Raw genomic sequence first — 14165 nt, 5'->3', positions numbered from 1 at the left:
CCCGGATGGAGCCAACGGGTCGCGCGAATGCGCGCCCGATGACAGGCTCCGCGCAACCTGGGATCAGCCCATCCGCCGATGAGACTTTCCTGGATTGCGCTCCGCTTTATCCGGGCTACGCCGTCAGCGCTCCCATTCACGATAAACCAGTCCTTAACCATAGATTGATACTATTTGCTGTGTCCGGGTGGTGACCGTCCGGCCAAACGGGAGCGAATATCATGCCCGTCGAGATGCTGACGTATGCCGAGCTGGGCGAAAGGCTCAAAATTTCCCCAGAGGCCGCCCGTGCTCTGGTGAAGCGACACCGATGGCCGCGCTCACGCGCCAACGACGGCAAGACGCTTGTCCAGGTCGATCTCAGCGAATTCAGCCATTCCCCAATATCCCGTCAGCCGCAAGCGCAGGCCGGTCACCAACTGGTCACCGCCTTAAAGCAACAAATTGAAACCTTGCAGACTGAGCTGGCAGAGATGAAGGTGATTGCCGGCGGCCATCGGGCCGACTTTGAAAGAGAATGCGAACGCACCAACAAGCTCTTGGCCGAACTGCTCAAAGTCAGCACCGAAAGCGTGGGAGCCCGGGAAAGGGCAGCTCTGCTCGAGGGGAAGCTATCGATGCTAACGCAACCTTGGCGACGTCGGCTGGTCGATGCCTTCACCCTTGCCCTACCGCAAGTCGCCTCCAACCCTCGCGAGAGCGCCGGCCCCATAGCCCAGTCGCACAATTGAACCGACTTGCTAACGCGCCGGGCTCCGCCGCGACCGGCACGAACCTGCACATCATTCCGGCTCTGCCATGTGCAATCATGGACAACGGGGCATGCCGGCACTTGCGCTCGTGGTAGGGGCGCTCCGGCTTATCTCTGAAATAGTGTGCTTGGTGGCGTAGACAGGAAGTCATTCGCCCGCCTTCGAACTGGCGCTCCTGACTCCATTGCGCGCCGACTCGTCCTCGCATCAAATCGCGCAAACAGCATGGCTTCCCGGAGGGTCCGGCTCGAGCCTACGATGGCGACGAGGCCCAGCGCCATCAGCAGCACGCCAAGCCAGGTCGCCATCCAGCCGCGGCCGTCATCGGCCGCCTCGGCGTTCGGAAAGGCGACCGGCGCGGCAGGAGGCACGGAGCCGGCAACAGCGTCGCTGGCGGCTGGCGCGGCTGCCAGAAGCGTCTCCGCATCGAGCTGGCGCGACCTGGGTTGGTCAAGCGTGAGCTGATCGGTCGCGCGGTTGGCGACCGGTGCCGGCGGCACGAAGGCTGCGGCCCCCGTGGTCGGGAGGGAAGCGGCATCGACCACCTTATGCTCGGGCGCGGGCTGCGTCGGCTGAGACGTTTCCGCTGGTGCGGAGCGCAACAGCTCCGCACGCGCATCCATGACCGCCTTGCGCCGCGCGGCCTCATTCTCCTCGACAGCCGCGGTCCGAGGCTTCGCGGCGCGATGACGAACCTGCTTCACCGTCGCGGTCCCCTCGGCAGCCTGGAACCAGCATTTGCGGCGCCCCTCAGAACGATAGACCCAGCGCTGCCCCTCCGCCGTCGACGTACCGGGTCGCGGCAAGCACTCCCTTTCCTTTTCCGCGGAAGCGGGCTCAGGGGCCGGCTGGGGAGGAGGGATCTTGAACAAGTCTGCAAGAGGATTCGAAGACGCAGGCGAAGTCGGAAGACCTGCGAGAAGGACAAAGGCGGTGATGCAAGATCGCATATGACCGGACATAAGAACCCCCGGATTGCGCCCCCACGGAAACGATCTTTGGCCGTGACCTGGGTCACAATGCGGCTCAAATCCGGCAAGGGGACGGAATCATTTTGGTCCGGAAACGAGATTGAGGCCAGGGTGCCGGTCCTGCAGCCACGCGAAAGGCGTCAGACCGCACGTAGTCGCAACGACCGGCGGTGCGGACGATCGCTGATACGCATCATTCCGCGGCAAACGGCGCTTCGCGCGGCACGATGATCCGGATTTTCGTTCCCGCGCCAGGCCTGGTTTCCAGATTGATCCGGCCCCCTAAGCGATTGGTCACGATGTTGTGGACGATGTGCAATCCGAGGCCAGTGCTGCCCTGGTCGCGCCGGGTTGTGAAAAATGGATCGAACACCTGGCGCTTGACCTCCGAGCTCATTCCGCAGCCGTCGTCTGAAAACAGCACTTCAACGTTGTGCTTGCCCGACGCCTGTGCCGCAATGTGGACGGATCCTCGTGCGCCGTCCGGAAAGGCGTGCACCGCGGAATTGAGAACCAGGTTGGTGAGCACCTGGCCGTAAGGTCCGGGATAGCTGTTCATGGCGAGGTCGGCCTCGCATTCGACGCTGACCACAAGATTTCTGCGCAGCCCGAACCGCAATCCCTTAACGACCTGCTCGGTCACCTGGCCGAGATCAAAGGCTCTCCGGTCCGAAACGTTGCGATCTGAAGCGACCTGCTTGAACGACTGTATCAAATCGATCGCGTGATTGAGGTTGATCATGATTTGCGATGCCGCCTCCCGGCTTGCCGCAATGAATTCAGCCAAGGTCGACCGGCGCACGCCGCCGCTCACGACATCGGCTTCAAACCGATCGGTCTTGTTCAGGAGTGCCGAGGCAACGGTCAGGCTGGTACCGACGGGGGTGTTGATCTCGTGAGCTACGCCCGCCACCAGCCGTCCCAGCGCGGCCAGCTTCTCGGTCTGTACGAGACTGTCCTGCGCGGCGCGGAGATCTTCGAGCGATTGCGACAGTTGCCTTGTGCGTTCCTGTACCTCGGCGAACAGCCGCGTGTTCTCGATGGCGATGACGGCCTGACCGGCGAAGGTTTTCAGGAGCTCGACCTGCGCCTTAGGAAATAGCTGCGGCTCAAGTCGCATGACCGCGATGGCGCCGATCGCGACCTCGTCACGCAACATAGGCACCACTAGGATGCTGCGATAGCCTGATGTGCTCTGCAGTTCGCTATATCCGCCGGAGACGAGCACATCCGGCTCGTGCACGAGGCGGCGCTCGCGGATTGCGACCGAGATCAGGTTGTTGCTGCTTAGCGGGGCAGGGTAGGCCTTGCGCACCGCGGCCACCGATTCCGGGGAGAACTGGTCGTACGCGACCAGATGGACATGATCTCCATCCCGGCGATAGACGGCGCTCAACACGCTTTGGCAAAGCCGCGCTGCGTTCTTGATGATCCTGTCGAACACCGGCTGGATACCGGTCGGCGAGTCCGAGATGAGGCTCAAGACTTCGGCTGTCGCGGCTTGCCGCTCCCTGGCTTCCTGAAGTTCGAGGGCAAGCTGCTCGATTTCCGTTTTGGCGGGACTTTCGACTTTCGTCTTTGCGGGGCTGGAGGCGCGCGCCGCTTTTGGCGCAGGGCGGCGCTTTGCCGTGGTCGTCGCGTGGCTGCTCGATCTGGTTGGTCCGCCTGCTTTCATTGCCTGCCCCAAGCCTTCCGGATAAGCCATCGTATCGGCTTAAGCCTGCAAAGGGAAAGGGCGTCCGTGGTCTGCTTGGGTCGTGAGCGCTATTGACACGGGAGCCTAGCAACGGCGGCAGCGATTGTTCAAACATGTGAACTCGTTCACAGCCACTTGCGCTCTTCCGGTACATAACGTGGCTGCGGAGGGCGCACGCTATGACCCAACCTGCAAAGCGCATACCCACATGGCTGACGATTGACGTGCTGGTGATCGTCGTATCGCTGGCGATTATCGGGATCGGCATCGGGATCGGGATTGCTCCCTAGCCACGAACATGAGCCGGATCGGTTCTGACAGCTAGCAGTACTACCAAAATTGGTACATCCAGATTGCCGGGTTTCCGAACGGTTCAGTTTTCATAACATCACGGACAGAGGAGCTCTCTTGTGTGCGCGCTCCGGCGAGAAAACCGCGTTGGCTCAATCCAGCCCCCTGTACCGCAGCCAAGGGCATGTATCTCGTCGGGGCGCGCAAGCAAGAATTGCCTGGCGCAACGCTCCTCGGGAACGCTGTGGATGTGCCTGGAAGCGGAACGGCGGTGAATATGCGTGGTCGTTTTCACGGATTAGTCGAGTGTTTGGTGTATCAAGCACCAAACGCCGCTGCCCGGGTTGCATCTGCTGCGAACAGACCGCTGCCGGGCGGCCAAAAAACGCCTCGACGGACACGGGGCTTTCCGATGTGGGCATTTCTTACGATCAATCCTCGCCCTGGCAGAAACTCGCGGCCGTACCCGAGGAAATTTTTCGAGCGCCAAGTGTAAGAGAAAACCCACATGCCGACCACGACCGGCCTGATCCGCGCTGCTCCCGAGCGAGGCCATGCTGGTCACATAGCTGCGGCTTTGGCGCAGCCCTGCGCCGCCCAGTCGCCTCGGGTTGGATACCCCGGGGCGAGGAGATGCCAGAGTGTTCATCGGCTGGGGCCGTAAGTTCGACGACCCGATCGCGCTGGCGGGCGGCGGCAGGCTCGTCCCTCACCCGCCGCCGCGCTTCAAAGAGACCGGCTGATGGCAATCCGACCAGGCAATCCAATCGACACAAGCAGTTAAGGTTTCATTAACCCTACGGAGCGAGACTTTGCCTGCCGGGGCTGGGCGCATCATGAAGGGAGAATCCCATGCCAAATCTGGAAGAGGCCATTCGCGAACGTGCCTACCACCTCTGGATCGCCGATGGTCAACCCGAGGGCCAGGCGGACATCTATTGGCTCAATGCTCAACGCGAAATTCTCACGACATCAGTTGAAAGCTCAGGCAGCAACGCTGCCGCCGCAGCCCCCACCGACACGAGATTGGTTGCGACGAAATCCACTAAAAAGGCAAAGGTCGCCCGATTGGGAAAAAGCAAAACCCGCGCCGCATAGTTCCATGCGAGCATTGTCACGCGGACCCGTAACGACGACTCCGTCATCAGCGGAGCGGGTAGCCCCGCTCCTGTTCGTCAAACCGAATCGAGGCCGTTTTTCAGGAATGCCGAGACAGTCGGGATTGGACTGCGAGAAGTACCGGCGCTTCCGCGGCCGTTTCGTGGGAGCGTTCATCAACTGCCGCCCGTTCCAAGATCGCGCAGCGCCCGGGTGAAGTTAGACGAGGACAAGCCGTTGGCTAAGCAGGAAGCGATGATGCGCCGAGAGTACGCGACTCGGCAGTCCTGACCACCGCGGCGATGGTGGCGCTGCCGCCGCCCGCCAAGATGGCCTGGCGACGTCGTTCGATTGCCCTACGGAGGCGCAGGTTGCGGCGTGCGCTCGGTGATCTGACTGGATGATAGCCAATTCAACGCGGGAGCGCGCCTCTTCCATCTCCAACGATCATCAGTTCGCCTATCCGCAGGCGATACCGTTCCCGGATTCCGCTTCGCTGCATCCGGGCTACGCGCATGCGCATCAGTCGATCGTGAGCCCGGCCTTCTGGATAAGCGGCACCCAGCGATTGATTTCCGACTGGACGTAGTCGCGGAAGCTGGTTGGGGTATTGGTCGCTTCCTCTGGCATTTCCAGGCCGAGCGGAGCCAGGCGCGCGCGCAACGTCGCGTCCTGGGTTGCCTTGCGGATCGATGCGTTCAACCGCTCCACGATTGGTTGCGGCGTTGCCTTGGGTGCGAGGAAGCCGAGCCAGACGGGGAAGTCGAGGCCATCAACGCCGAACTCGTTCGTGGCAGGCACCTCGGGCAATGTGGAAATCCGCGCCGACCGGAAGACAGCCAGCGGTCGCACGGTCTTTGCCTCGATCTGGGCCAGCGCCGTGAGCGACACTTCGACCATGTAGTCGATCTGGCCCGCGATCAGATCGTTCATTGCTGGGCCTGTTCCCCGATACGAGACCAGATTGACCTTGGTGCCGAGCCGCACGTTCAGCATGGCCGCGCCCATATGCGCCGACGAGCCGGGTCCGGCGGTGCCGGCGTTGAGCTTCGTCTCGTTGGCGCGGACATAATCCACGAATGCCTTGAAGTTATCAGGCGGGAGGTCACGCTTGACGATGAGCACCTGCGGAAGATCGCCGAGCAATCCCAGATGTTCGTAGTCCGTGATCGGGTTGTACTTCAGGTTGCGATAGAGCCCGACGCTGGACACGTGCGTGCCGGCCTGGCCGATCTGGATCGTGTAGCCGTCAGGTGTCGCGCGCGCCGCCCTGGTCGAGCCGATCGTGCCGCCGGCCCCGGCGACGTTTTCGACCACCAGCGTTTGTCCAAGGTCACGCGAGAGGAATTCCGCATAGATGCGCGCGATCGCGTCGGTCGGCCCTCCGGCGGCGAATGGCACGATGACGTTGATCGGCCGGTCCGGGTAACTCGTCTGGGCACGCAGGATCGACGGCATGCAGAGCGCGCCTGCCAGACCGAAAGTGACGGCGCGGCGGTCAAGGGTGCGGGTCGCCATAATGTCCGGTCCTCCCAGATGTCGCTTTGTTTATCGATTGATTTGACGGGCAAGCACGCGGTCCACCATCGCGCCGGCCGTTCCGAGATAGTTGGACGGTTCGCACAAGGCGGCGAGCCGGTCGCGGGGCAGGGCGGATGCGATCGCTGGCCGCCTCAGCAATGCTTCAAGGAGAGCGTCGCCGTGGTCGAATGCATCGCGGCAGGCGGCGTAAACCTCGTCATGCGCAAGCTGACGCCCAAGCGCGGGCGCCAGCCCCATCATGACAGCTTCGGCGACGATCAGGCCGCGCGTGGAATCGAGGTTTCGCTTCATCGCGGCCGGATCGACGATCAGGCCGGAAAGCATGAATTGCGCCTGCGCCAGCGACCCGGCCGTGAGAAGACAGACCTGGGGCAGCGCCAGCCATTCGCAATGCCAGGGCCCGGTGGCGCGCTCGAGATCCTGAACCATGGCATCTAGCATCAGCGACGCGGCGTCGCGGGACATTTTCGCGTTCGCCAGCAGAATTTCCGACGAGATCGGATTGCGCTTCTGCGGCATGGTCGAGGACGCCCCGCGATGCGAGGCAAAAGGTTCGAACACCTCGCCGATCTCGGTCGCCATCAGGATCATGACGTCATAGCCGATCTTGCCGAGCGCGCCGCAGATTACCGCCAGCGTCTGCACCAACTCGACCAGCCCGTCGCGGGCGACGTGCCAGGTGATGTCAGGCTCGGCGAGACCGAGGGCGCGCGCGTAGGCGGCACGTACATCCAGTCCGCGTGCGCCGAGTGAAGCCAGCGTTCCCGCCGCGCCGCCGAGTTGCGCCTGAAGTGCGCGAGGCTTGGCTTGTTCGAGCCGAGCGGCCGAGCGGTGCAGCGCCGAGAGCCAGATCGCTGCCTTGTGCCCGAACGTGACCGGCAGCGCCTGCTGGAGATGGGTTCGCCCCGCCATCGGCGTATCGCGATGGAGGCGGGCGAGACCCGCGAGCGTGGCCATGACCTCGGCGAGCTGGGCCTCGATCAGCGCAACCGCTTCGCGCAGTTGCAGCACGGTCGCCGTGTCCATGATGTCCTGGGTGGTCGCCCCCCAATGCAGGTAGCGGCCGGCTTCGCCCAGGTGCTGCGAGAGCTGGCGCACCAGGCCGACGATGGGATAGCCGACATTCTCGGTGTCGTGTTTCAACTGCTCGCTGTCGAGCGCGATCGCCGGGGCCTGGCGCGCGATCGCCTCGGCCGCCTCGCGCGGAATCACGCCGATTTCGCCCTGCGCGGTGGCAAGCGCCACTTCTGCCTGCACATAGGCCCGAAGCTGGGCGTCGTCGGAAAACACCGCCCGCATGGCCGGCGTCGAGAACACGTCGCGATAGAGGACGCTGTCGAAGATGGTGCTGGCCACGCGCTTGTTTCACTCCCGTTAATATGTACGGCCATATGATTGATACGTACAAATTTGTCAAGCGCGGGATGCGGGTCCACCGAAGCCGTGCTATGGGGTCGCCCCGACCGCGAGAACCGTTCGACATGCCAATCTACGAGGATATCGCCCGCGATTTGCTGGAGGCGATCCACCGGGGCCAGTACCCCATCGGCGGCCTGATACCGACCGAACTGGAGCTTGCCGCGCGCTACGATGTAAGCCGGCAGACCGTGCGGGCGGCGATGCGCCGGCTCACCGAGCTTGGGGCGGTGTCGCGCCGGAAGGGCTCCGGCACGCGGGTTGAGACCCGCGAACGTCCGCAAGAGAGTTTTCAGCAGACGCTCGGCTCATTGAGCGATCTCGTTGCGCTCGCCGCGGCGACGGAGCGCGACATCAGAAGCATCGACACCGTCGTGATGGATCGCAAGGCGGCGCGGCGCTTTGGCTGTCAGCCGGGTTCGCGCTGGATGCGGATCGCCTATGTCCGTGCATCGACAAAGCCGAAGAGCCCGCCATTGGCCTGGGTGGATTGCTATGTCGATGAGAGCTATGCGGATGCCGTCAGCAACATCAGGAAAGACCGCCGCCTGGTCTGCGACATGATTGCCGACAGTTACGGCGTGATCGCCTCCGAAGTGCATCAAACCGTTGCGGCGACCGTGATTCCGAACGAGTTTGCTAGGGCGTTGGGGGCAGAAGCAGGATCGCCCGCGCTAGAAGTCATCCGGCGATATCTGGATTCGCACGGCCGGCTGTTCGAAATATCGGAAAGCATCCATCCCGCCGGCCGATATGTCGTGTCGTCGGTACTGAAGCGCGTCGGCAATCCGGGCGTGGCAGGCGGCCGGACGACGCGACCTTCCGGCAAGACGAGACCGCGCGCCTGAGCCAGGCGGAAGAATTTGGCGCAAGTAAAGGTATTAGGAGCGACGGGAAAACGGGAACGATGGTCAGAACGCCAATTCTGCCGGCCTATCTCTCATACAAACCTACGAGGATAGCTTCTGCGATCGCGTGCTGGCGCGCCTCTCGCTCAATATCACGGCAGGACGCACCGGCTTTTGCCGGAAGGTGGTCCGTCGAGAGGGCGAGCAACCGGAAATGATAATGATGAGGTCCATGGCCCTGAGGCGGACACGGGCCGCCATAGCCCACTTTCCGAAAATCGTTGACCGCCTGCGTCATTTTCATGTTCTTCGCGGCGCCGTCCGCAAGCTCCGTTAGCACTGGCGGAAGATCGTAAACCGCCCAATGATGCCATGTGCCTGCGGGCGCATCGGGATCGTCGCACAGCAGGACGAAACTTCGCGTTCCGGCTGGTGCGCCGGACCATTGCAAAGGTGGCGACAGGTTTTCTCCATCGCAGGTGAAGCGTCGAGGAATTGCCCCTCCGTCGGCGAAGGCGTTTGAAATGAGCTTCATGGCTCTCTCCATCAGGCTGCAAGAGACATCGGCTCGGACTATTGCGCCGGTCTGGCTCGAGCTTGCCCGGTGCAAAATCTGATAACTCTGACTAGATCCGGGAAGTTCATCGGACATTGACTAAAATCCGGCCGGTAAACAAAGGGTGCGATGAAGGCAGATTGACGCCCGAGATGCGTGGAAAACCCGCGGCAGAGTAGCTTGCGATGCGACCGATCTTCCATCCGAGCCTCGTCAACGGTCGTTATGGCGACCCGACGATCTATGTGGAGACGCTGTTCGAAAAGCACAGCCTGCTGTTCGATGTCGGAGAAATCTCTTCTCTGTCAGCGCGGAAGATACGACGTGTCGATCAAATCTTCGTCTCGCATGCACATATCGACCATTTCGTTGGCTTCGACCATCTGCTCCGTTTGCTGGTCGGCCGCGAGAAAACGGTACAGCTCTACGGTCCACCCGGCTTCGCGGAGCGCGTCTTTCACAAGCTTCAGGCCTATCGATGGAATCTGATCGAAGCCTATCCTTGCGATCTTGTTTTCGTTGTGAGCGAATTCGAAACGCCGAGTTCCCTGTCCAGCACGCGGTTCCGCCTGAAGAAGGCGTTTGCCGCGGAGCCGTCAGTCTCGCACAAAAGCCCTGCCGGCGTGCTCTGCGACGAACCGACCCATCGCGTATCGGCCGCGATCCTCGAACACGGGACGCCCTGCCTTGCCTTTGCCCTGCAGGAAGCGGCGCATGTGAACATCTGGAAGAACCGATTGTCGCAGCGCGGACTTCCCGTTGGTCCGTGGTTGCGCTCCCTCAAGAAGGCCGTTGTCGAGCGTCGCGCGGACGATCATTTGGTCCATATCGACGGACCGGCGACATCGGATGATCGTCTTGTACCACTTGGCAGCTTGCGTGATCTCTTGACGGTCGCTGCCGGCCAGAAAATTGCCTATGTTACCGATGTCGCCGACACGCCGGCCAATCGTGCCGCCATCGTGGCGCTCGTTCAGAACGCCGACATCCTGTTCATTGAGGCCGCATTTGCCGGAGCGGACGCCGGATTGGCGAGGGACCGGGGCCACCTTACAACCACGGCTGCCGGAGAAATTGCGCGGGAGGCCAATGTGCGCCGCGTCGAGCCGTTTCACTTTTCTCCGCGTTATTCGGGAGAGGAGGAGCGGATGCTGGCCGAGGTGATGGCGGCATTCGCTGGATCTCACGCCTGACGCGGACATTGGAGCAGCATTTCATGCCCGAGGAAGGACATTTGCCGGCTGCGCACAGGAAGTCGGTGCGGCTCTTTCTATGCGGAGATGTCATGTGCGGCCGCGGCATCGATCAGGTGTTGGCGCACCCCTGCAGCCCCGAGATTTACGAACACTATCTGCGATCGGCGGAGAGCTACGTGCAACTTGCCGAGCAGGCAAACGGACCCATTCCACGGCGCGCCGGGTCGTCCTACGTTTGGGGCGCTGCATTGGACCAATTGGAGCGCATGCAGCCTGACGCGCGGATCATCAATCTCGAAACGGCTGTCACCCGCAGCAACGACCGTGCGAGCAAAGGCATCAATTACCGCATGAGCCCCGAGAATGCAGAATGTCTCGCGGCCGCCAAGATCGACTGCTGTGTATTGGCCAACAACCATGTGCTCGACTGGGGCCGCGCCGGGCTGCTTGAGACGCTGACTAGTCTGCAGAAACTCAACGTCAAAGCGACGGGCGCAGGACGCAACGATCGCGAAGCGCGCGCACCCACAGTGCTTAACCTTGCCAATGCGCGGCTCCTGATCTTTTCATTCGGATCGACATCAAGCGGCGTCCCGCTCGAGTGGGCTGCGACGTCAGACGCTCCAGGCATCAACTTGCTGCCTGACCTGTGCGGGGCGGGTGCGTTGGAGGTCGCTGACCAGGTCATGGCGCAGAGGAGGCCGGGCGATCTCGTGGTCGTTTCGATCCATTGGGGATCCAATTGGGGATATCACATTCCGGATCAGCAGGAGATTTTGGCCCGGGCCCTCATCGACAAGGCAGGCGTATCGATCGTTCACGGGCATTCTTCGCATCATCCGAGAGCGATCGAAATCTATCGGGATCGTCTCATTCTCTATGGCTGCGGCGATTTTCTGAACGACTATGAAGGGATACCTGGTTACGAGCGCTACCGTGACGACCTCGCGCTGATGTATTTCGCCGATCTGGATCCGGCGAGCGGATGCCTCCATGCGCTCAAACTAACTCCTCTGCAGATCAAGAACTTTCGTCTCTCCATTCCACCATGGCGGGACATTGAATGGATCCAGCAGCGACTCGATCGGGAATGTCAGAAGTTCGGAACAAGGGTCATCCTTGATGCCGAACGGCAGCTCGTAGTGGTTTGAGAACGCCAATGGCGAGCAGGGGGCATCCCTACTCGCCATCAGAGCGTTCCTTGGAGGTGATTGGAACGAAAACTGCGCCCGTTACGGGGTACGGTCCGCGGTAACCAGGCGGGCTTCCCGGACTACCGACTTGGAGCCGGCGGCGCGGAGGCAGGAAGCCTCGAAATTCGGCCAGGCCTGCTGCGAGCAATCCTTGCCGACGGTGCGGATATCCAGGCGGTCACCCTTGGCAAGCGCCTGCGGTACGCTGGCTTCGACCTGGGGGGCAAAGCCGGGCAATACGGTCAGCGCGGCAGCAATGAACGCGGCAGCAGCGACTGCGGAAAAAGCCTTGATCATGACGGTCCCCTGTCACGGGCCTTCGCGGCCCGTCGTTTCGTTGGGTGGACTTGTAGCCAGCGCAAGTTTCCGGCCGTCTTCACCGGCCCCGGAAATGGTTTCGTCCCGGCCGGGTTTTGTTTCGTCGTCCATTGGCGGACGAAACATTGCCGGCCCGCCCAGGGAGACGCCCGGGCCCCAGGACTGGTTCATTGGCCGATCCGAAATAAAAAGCCGCACCAGGGCGGAACCGGGCCCGGCTTGCCGGACCGCCCGCGGCGGGGTAGGACGGGCCCATGCCCCGTATCGCGCTCTATCCCGGCTCATTCGACCCCGTCACCAATGGCCATCTGGACGTGGTCAGGCATGCCGTCACCCTGTGTGACCGCCTGATCGTCGCCGTGGCGGTCAATTCCAGCAAAAAGCCGTTGTTCTCGACCGAAGAACGCCTGGCTATGCTTCAGGAAGTATGCGGACCCATCGCCCAGAAGGCTGGCTGTGCCTTTGAGTGCGCGACTTATGACAACCTGACTGTCACGGCGGCCCAGAAGGCGGGCGCCACCATCATGATTCGCGGCCTGCGTGACGGCACCGATCTTGACTACGAGATGCAGCTCGCCGGCATGAACGAGGCCATGGCGCCCGAAGTGCATACGGTCTTCGTTCCGGCCTCCCCGGCGGTCCGCCCGATCACCGCCACACTGGTACGCCAAATCGCTCAGATGGGTGGGGATTTCTCAGCTTTCGTGCCGTCATCGGTCGCAGCCCAGCTCAAGGCCAAATTCGCCAGCTAGCCGCCCAGTCGGCGCTTATCTACCCAACCTCTTGATCCGGAGCTTTCATGATCCGAATTCTCGCCGTTCTTGCCGCGCTCGTTTGTGCGGTCCCCGCAATCGCCCAGCCGCTGCCCGCCAATCTCGACAAGGCGAATGCGATCGTGATCGACACCACCAAGGGCCGCATCGTGATCAAGCTGCGGAACGACCTCGCGCCCCAGCATGCCGAGCGCATCAAGCTCCTGGCGCGCGAGGGCTACTACAACAACGTGCCGTTCCATCGCGTGATCGAGGGATTCATGGCGCAGACCGGCGACGGCAAGAATTTCAATGGCACCGGCGGTTCGAAACATCCGAACCTGCCGGCCGAATTCTCCAACGTGCCGTATAAGCGCGGCATCGTCGGCATGGCTCGAACGAGCGATCCCAACTCGGCCAATTCGCAGTTCTTCATCATGTTCGCCGAAGGTGCGTCGCTGAACGGGAAATACACCGTGATCGGCGAAGTGGTGTCGGGCATGGACGTGGTCGACAAGATCAAGCGCGGCGAGCCGGTGGCCGACCCCGACAAGATGGTGAAGGTGCAGGTCGCATCCGACATCAAGTGAGGCCATGATTTCGGCGCGCAGCAAGCCATACGTCTGGTTTGCCGCCGCTCTCGTGTGGCTTGCGTCGGCGGCGCACGCACCGGCTGAGCCGCAGCAGCTCGACACCATCAAGGATGTCTACGCCAAACTGTATTCCTGCTGGCGGCCGCCGCCGGCCTCGCGCGCCAACCCGATGGACATTACCGTCATCGTGAGTTTCAACCGCGAGGGTGCCATTCTCGGTCAACCAAGGATTACCTATGAATCCGCAAACGCCGGCGAGAACGACCGGATCGCGTACCGAATTGCGGTAATGGAAACATTGCAACGCTGTGCGCCGTTGCCATTTACCGAGGGACTGGGCGGTGCGGTCGCCGGCCGGCCTTTCGCGGTCACTTTCAGAACCCGCAAACGTCCACCCAAACCAGAAGAGACAAGAGCATGGCTGATACAGAAAATACTTTGATCCTTGAAACCACCCAGGGCCCCGTCACCATCGAAATGCGCCCCGACCTGGCGCCAGGCCATGTCGCCCGCATCAAGGAACTGGTCCGCGAGGGATTTTACGACGGCATCGTGTTCCATCGCGTGATTGAGGGTTTCATGGCGCAGACCGGCTGCCCGCTCGGCAACGGTACCGGCGGCTCCGGCAAGAAGCTGAAGGCCGAGTTCAACAAGGAACCGCATGTGCGCGGCACCACCTCGATGGCCCGCGCGGCGAGCCCGGATTCCGGCGACAGCCAGTTCTTCATCTGCTTCGACGATGCCTCCTTCCTCAACGGCCAGTACACGGTCTGGGGCAAGGTCACCTCGGGCATGGAGAATGTCGACAAGATCAAGCGCGGCGAGCCGGTGCAAGACCCGGACAAGATCGTCAAGGCGCGGATGGCGCTGGACGCGGCGTAAATTCAACCCGTCATTCCGGAGGCCGCGCAACGCGCGGCAATCCGGAATCTCGAGATTCCGG

The 14165-nt window shown here is 62.1% G+C and carries 14 protein-coding genes and 2 pseudogenes; 9 read left to right on the top strand and 7 right to left on the bottom strand.

What is annotated here, in order from left to right; genetic code table 11:
• The first annotated feature begins 221 nt into the window (after positions 1-221).
• Entirely contained in the window at positions 222-731 is a 510-nt protein-coding gene (locus CP49_RS29580) for a hypothetical protein (protein WP_057853664.1), read from the top strand.
• Between the two features lie 128 nt (positions 732-859).
• Here CP49_RS29580 and CP49_RS29575 read toward each other — a convergent pair whose 3' ends face one another.
• The 3 genes and pseudogenes from CP49_RS29575 to CP49_RS49640 form a co-directional block, all read right to left on the bottom strand.
• The gene (locus CP49_RS29575) at positions 860-1558 is read right to left on the bottom strand and encodes a hypothetical protein (protein WP_057853663.1); all 699 of its coding nucleotides are present in this window, start codon (positions 1556-1558) and stop codon (positions 860-862) included.
• A gap of 358 nt (positions 1559-1916) precedes the next feature.
• A pseudogene (locus CP49_RS49645) lies at positions 1917-2705 on the bottom strand (sensor histidine kinase); the annotation flags it as partial.
• Between the two features lie 111 nt (positions 2706-2816).
• A pseudogene (locus CP49_RS49640) lies at positions 2817-3398 on the bottom strand (GAF domain-containing protein); the annotation flags it as partial.
• 1164 nt (positions 3399-4562) lie between these two features.
• Here CP49_RS49640 and CP49_RS29565 point away from each other — a divergent pair.
• The gene (locus CP49_RS29565; RefSeq protein WP_057853661.1) at positions 4563-4808 is read left to right on the top strand and encodes a DUF2934 domain-containing protein; all 246 of its coding nucleotides are present in this window, start codon (positions 4563-4565) and stop codon (positions 4806-4808) included.
• Between the two features lie 522 nt (positions 4809-5330).
• Here CP49_RS29565 and CP49_RS29560 read toward each other — a convergent pair.
• On the bottom strand, positions 5331-6326 hold the full coding sequence (locus CP49_RS29560) for a Bug family tripartite tricarboxylate transporter substrate binding protein (RefSeq protein ID WP_057853660.1): 996 nt from the start codon (positions 6324-6326) through the stop codon (positions 5331-5333).
• A gap of 30 nt (positions 6327-6356) precedes the next feature.
• Positions 6357-7706 carry a 3-carboxy-cis,cis-muconate cycloisomerase gene (pcaB, locus tag CP49_RS29555; RefSeq protein WP_057853659.1) on the bottom strand — a complete coding sequence of 450 codons (1350 nt, stop codon included), beginning with the start codon at positions 7704-7706 and terminating at the stop codon, positions 6357-6359.
• Positions 7707-7831: 125 nt separating this feature from the next.
• On the opposite strand from pcaB, the gene CP49_RS29550 reads away from it, so the two are divergent.
• Positions 7832-8614 (top strand): GntR family transcriptional regulator, encoded by a 783-nt coding sequence (locus CP49_RS29550; RefSeq protein WP_057853658.1) that lies wholly within the window; start codon positions 7832-7834, stop codon positions 8612-8614.
• Between the two features lie 85 nt (positions 8615-8699).
• On the opposite strand, the gene CP49_RS29545 is transcribed toward CP49_RS29550, so the two are convergent.
• The gene (locus CP49_RS29545; protein ID WP_057853670.1) at positions 8700-9149 is read right to left on the bottom strand and encodes a YbhB/YbcL family Raf kinase inhibitor-like protein; all 450 of its coding nucleotides are present in this window, start codon (positions 9147-9149) and stop codon (positions 8700-8702) included.
• A 206-nt stretch (positions 9150-9355) separates the two neighbouring features.
• Here CP49_RS29545 and CP49_RS29540 point away from each other — a divergent pair, with 206 nt between their 5' ends.
• Both CP49_RS29540 and CP49_RS29535 read left to right on the top strand, forming a co-directional pair.
• Positions 9356-10363, top strand: coding sequence for a ribonuclease Z (locus CP49_RS29540; RefSeq protein WP_057853657.1), 1008 nt, complete (start codon positions 9356-9358; stop codon positions 10361-10363).
• Between the two features lie 23 nt (positions 10364-10386).
• The gene (locus CP49_RS29535; protein ID WP_057853669.1) at positions 10387-11517 is read left to right on the top strand and encodes a CapA family protein; all 1131 of its coding nucleotides are present in this window, start codon (positions 10387-10389) and stop codon (positions 11515-11517) included.
• 81 nt (positions 11518-11598) lie between these two features.
• Here CP49_RS29535 and CP49_RS29530 read toward each other — a convergent pair whose 3' ends face one another.
• The gene (locus tag CP49_RS29530; RefSeq protein WP_057853656.1) at positions 11599-11856 is read right to left on the bottom strand and encodes a hypothetical protein; all 258 of its coding nucleotides are present in this window, start codon (positions 11854-11856) and stop codon (positions 11599-11601) included.
• Between the two features lie 275 nt (positions 11857-12131).
• Here CP49_RS29530 and coaD point away from each other — a divergent pair, with 275 nt between their 5' ends.
• Genes coaD through CP49_RS29510 form a run of 4 tightly spaced genes read left to right on the top strand, consistent with a single transcriptional unit; the run spans position 12132 to position 14104 of the window.
• On the top strand, positions 12132-12629 hold the full coding sequence (coaD, locus tag CP49_RS29525; protein WP_057853655.1) for a pantetheine-phosphate adenylyltransferase: 498 nt from the start codon (positions 12132-12134) through the stop codon (positions 12627-12629).
• A gap of 47 nt (positions 12630-12676) precedes the next feature.
• Positions 12677-13219 (top strand): peptidylprolyl isomerase, encoded by a 543-nt coding sequence (locus tag CP49_RS29520; RefSeq protein WP_057853654.1) that lies wholly within the window; start codon positions 12677-12679, stop codon positions 13217-13219.
• Positions 13220-13223: 4 nt separating this feature from the next.
• Complete coding sequence (locus CP49_RS29515; RefSeq protein WP_057853653.1) at positions 13224-13664, top strand: hypothetical protein; 441 nt, start codon at positions 13224-13226, stop codon at positions 13662-13664.
• The gene (locus tag CP49_RS29510) at positions 13640-14104 is read left to right on the top strand and encodes a peptidylprolyl isomerase (RefSeq protein WP_057853652.1); all 465 of its coding nucleotides are present in this window, start codon (positions 13640-13642) and stop codon (positions 14102-14104) included. The genes CP49_RS29515 and CP49_RS29510 overlap by 25 nt, the downstream gene beginning before the upstream one ends.
• The last annotated feature ends 61 nt before the right edge of the window (positions 14105-14165 follow it).

It is taken from the genome of Bradyrhizobium valentinum (assembly GCF_001440405.1).
Lineage (GTDB): Bacteria > Pseudomonadota > Alphaproteobacteria > Rhizobiales > Xanthobacteraceae > Bradyrhizobium > Bradyrhizobium valentinum.
Note: the sequence above shows the minus strand (reverse complement) of the source record. Positions and strands in the feature narration are given on the sequence as shown.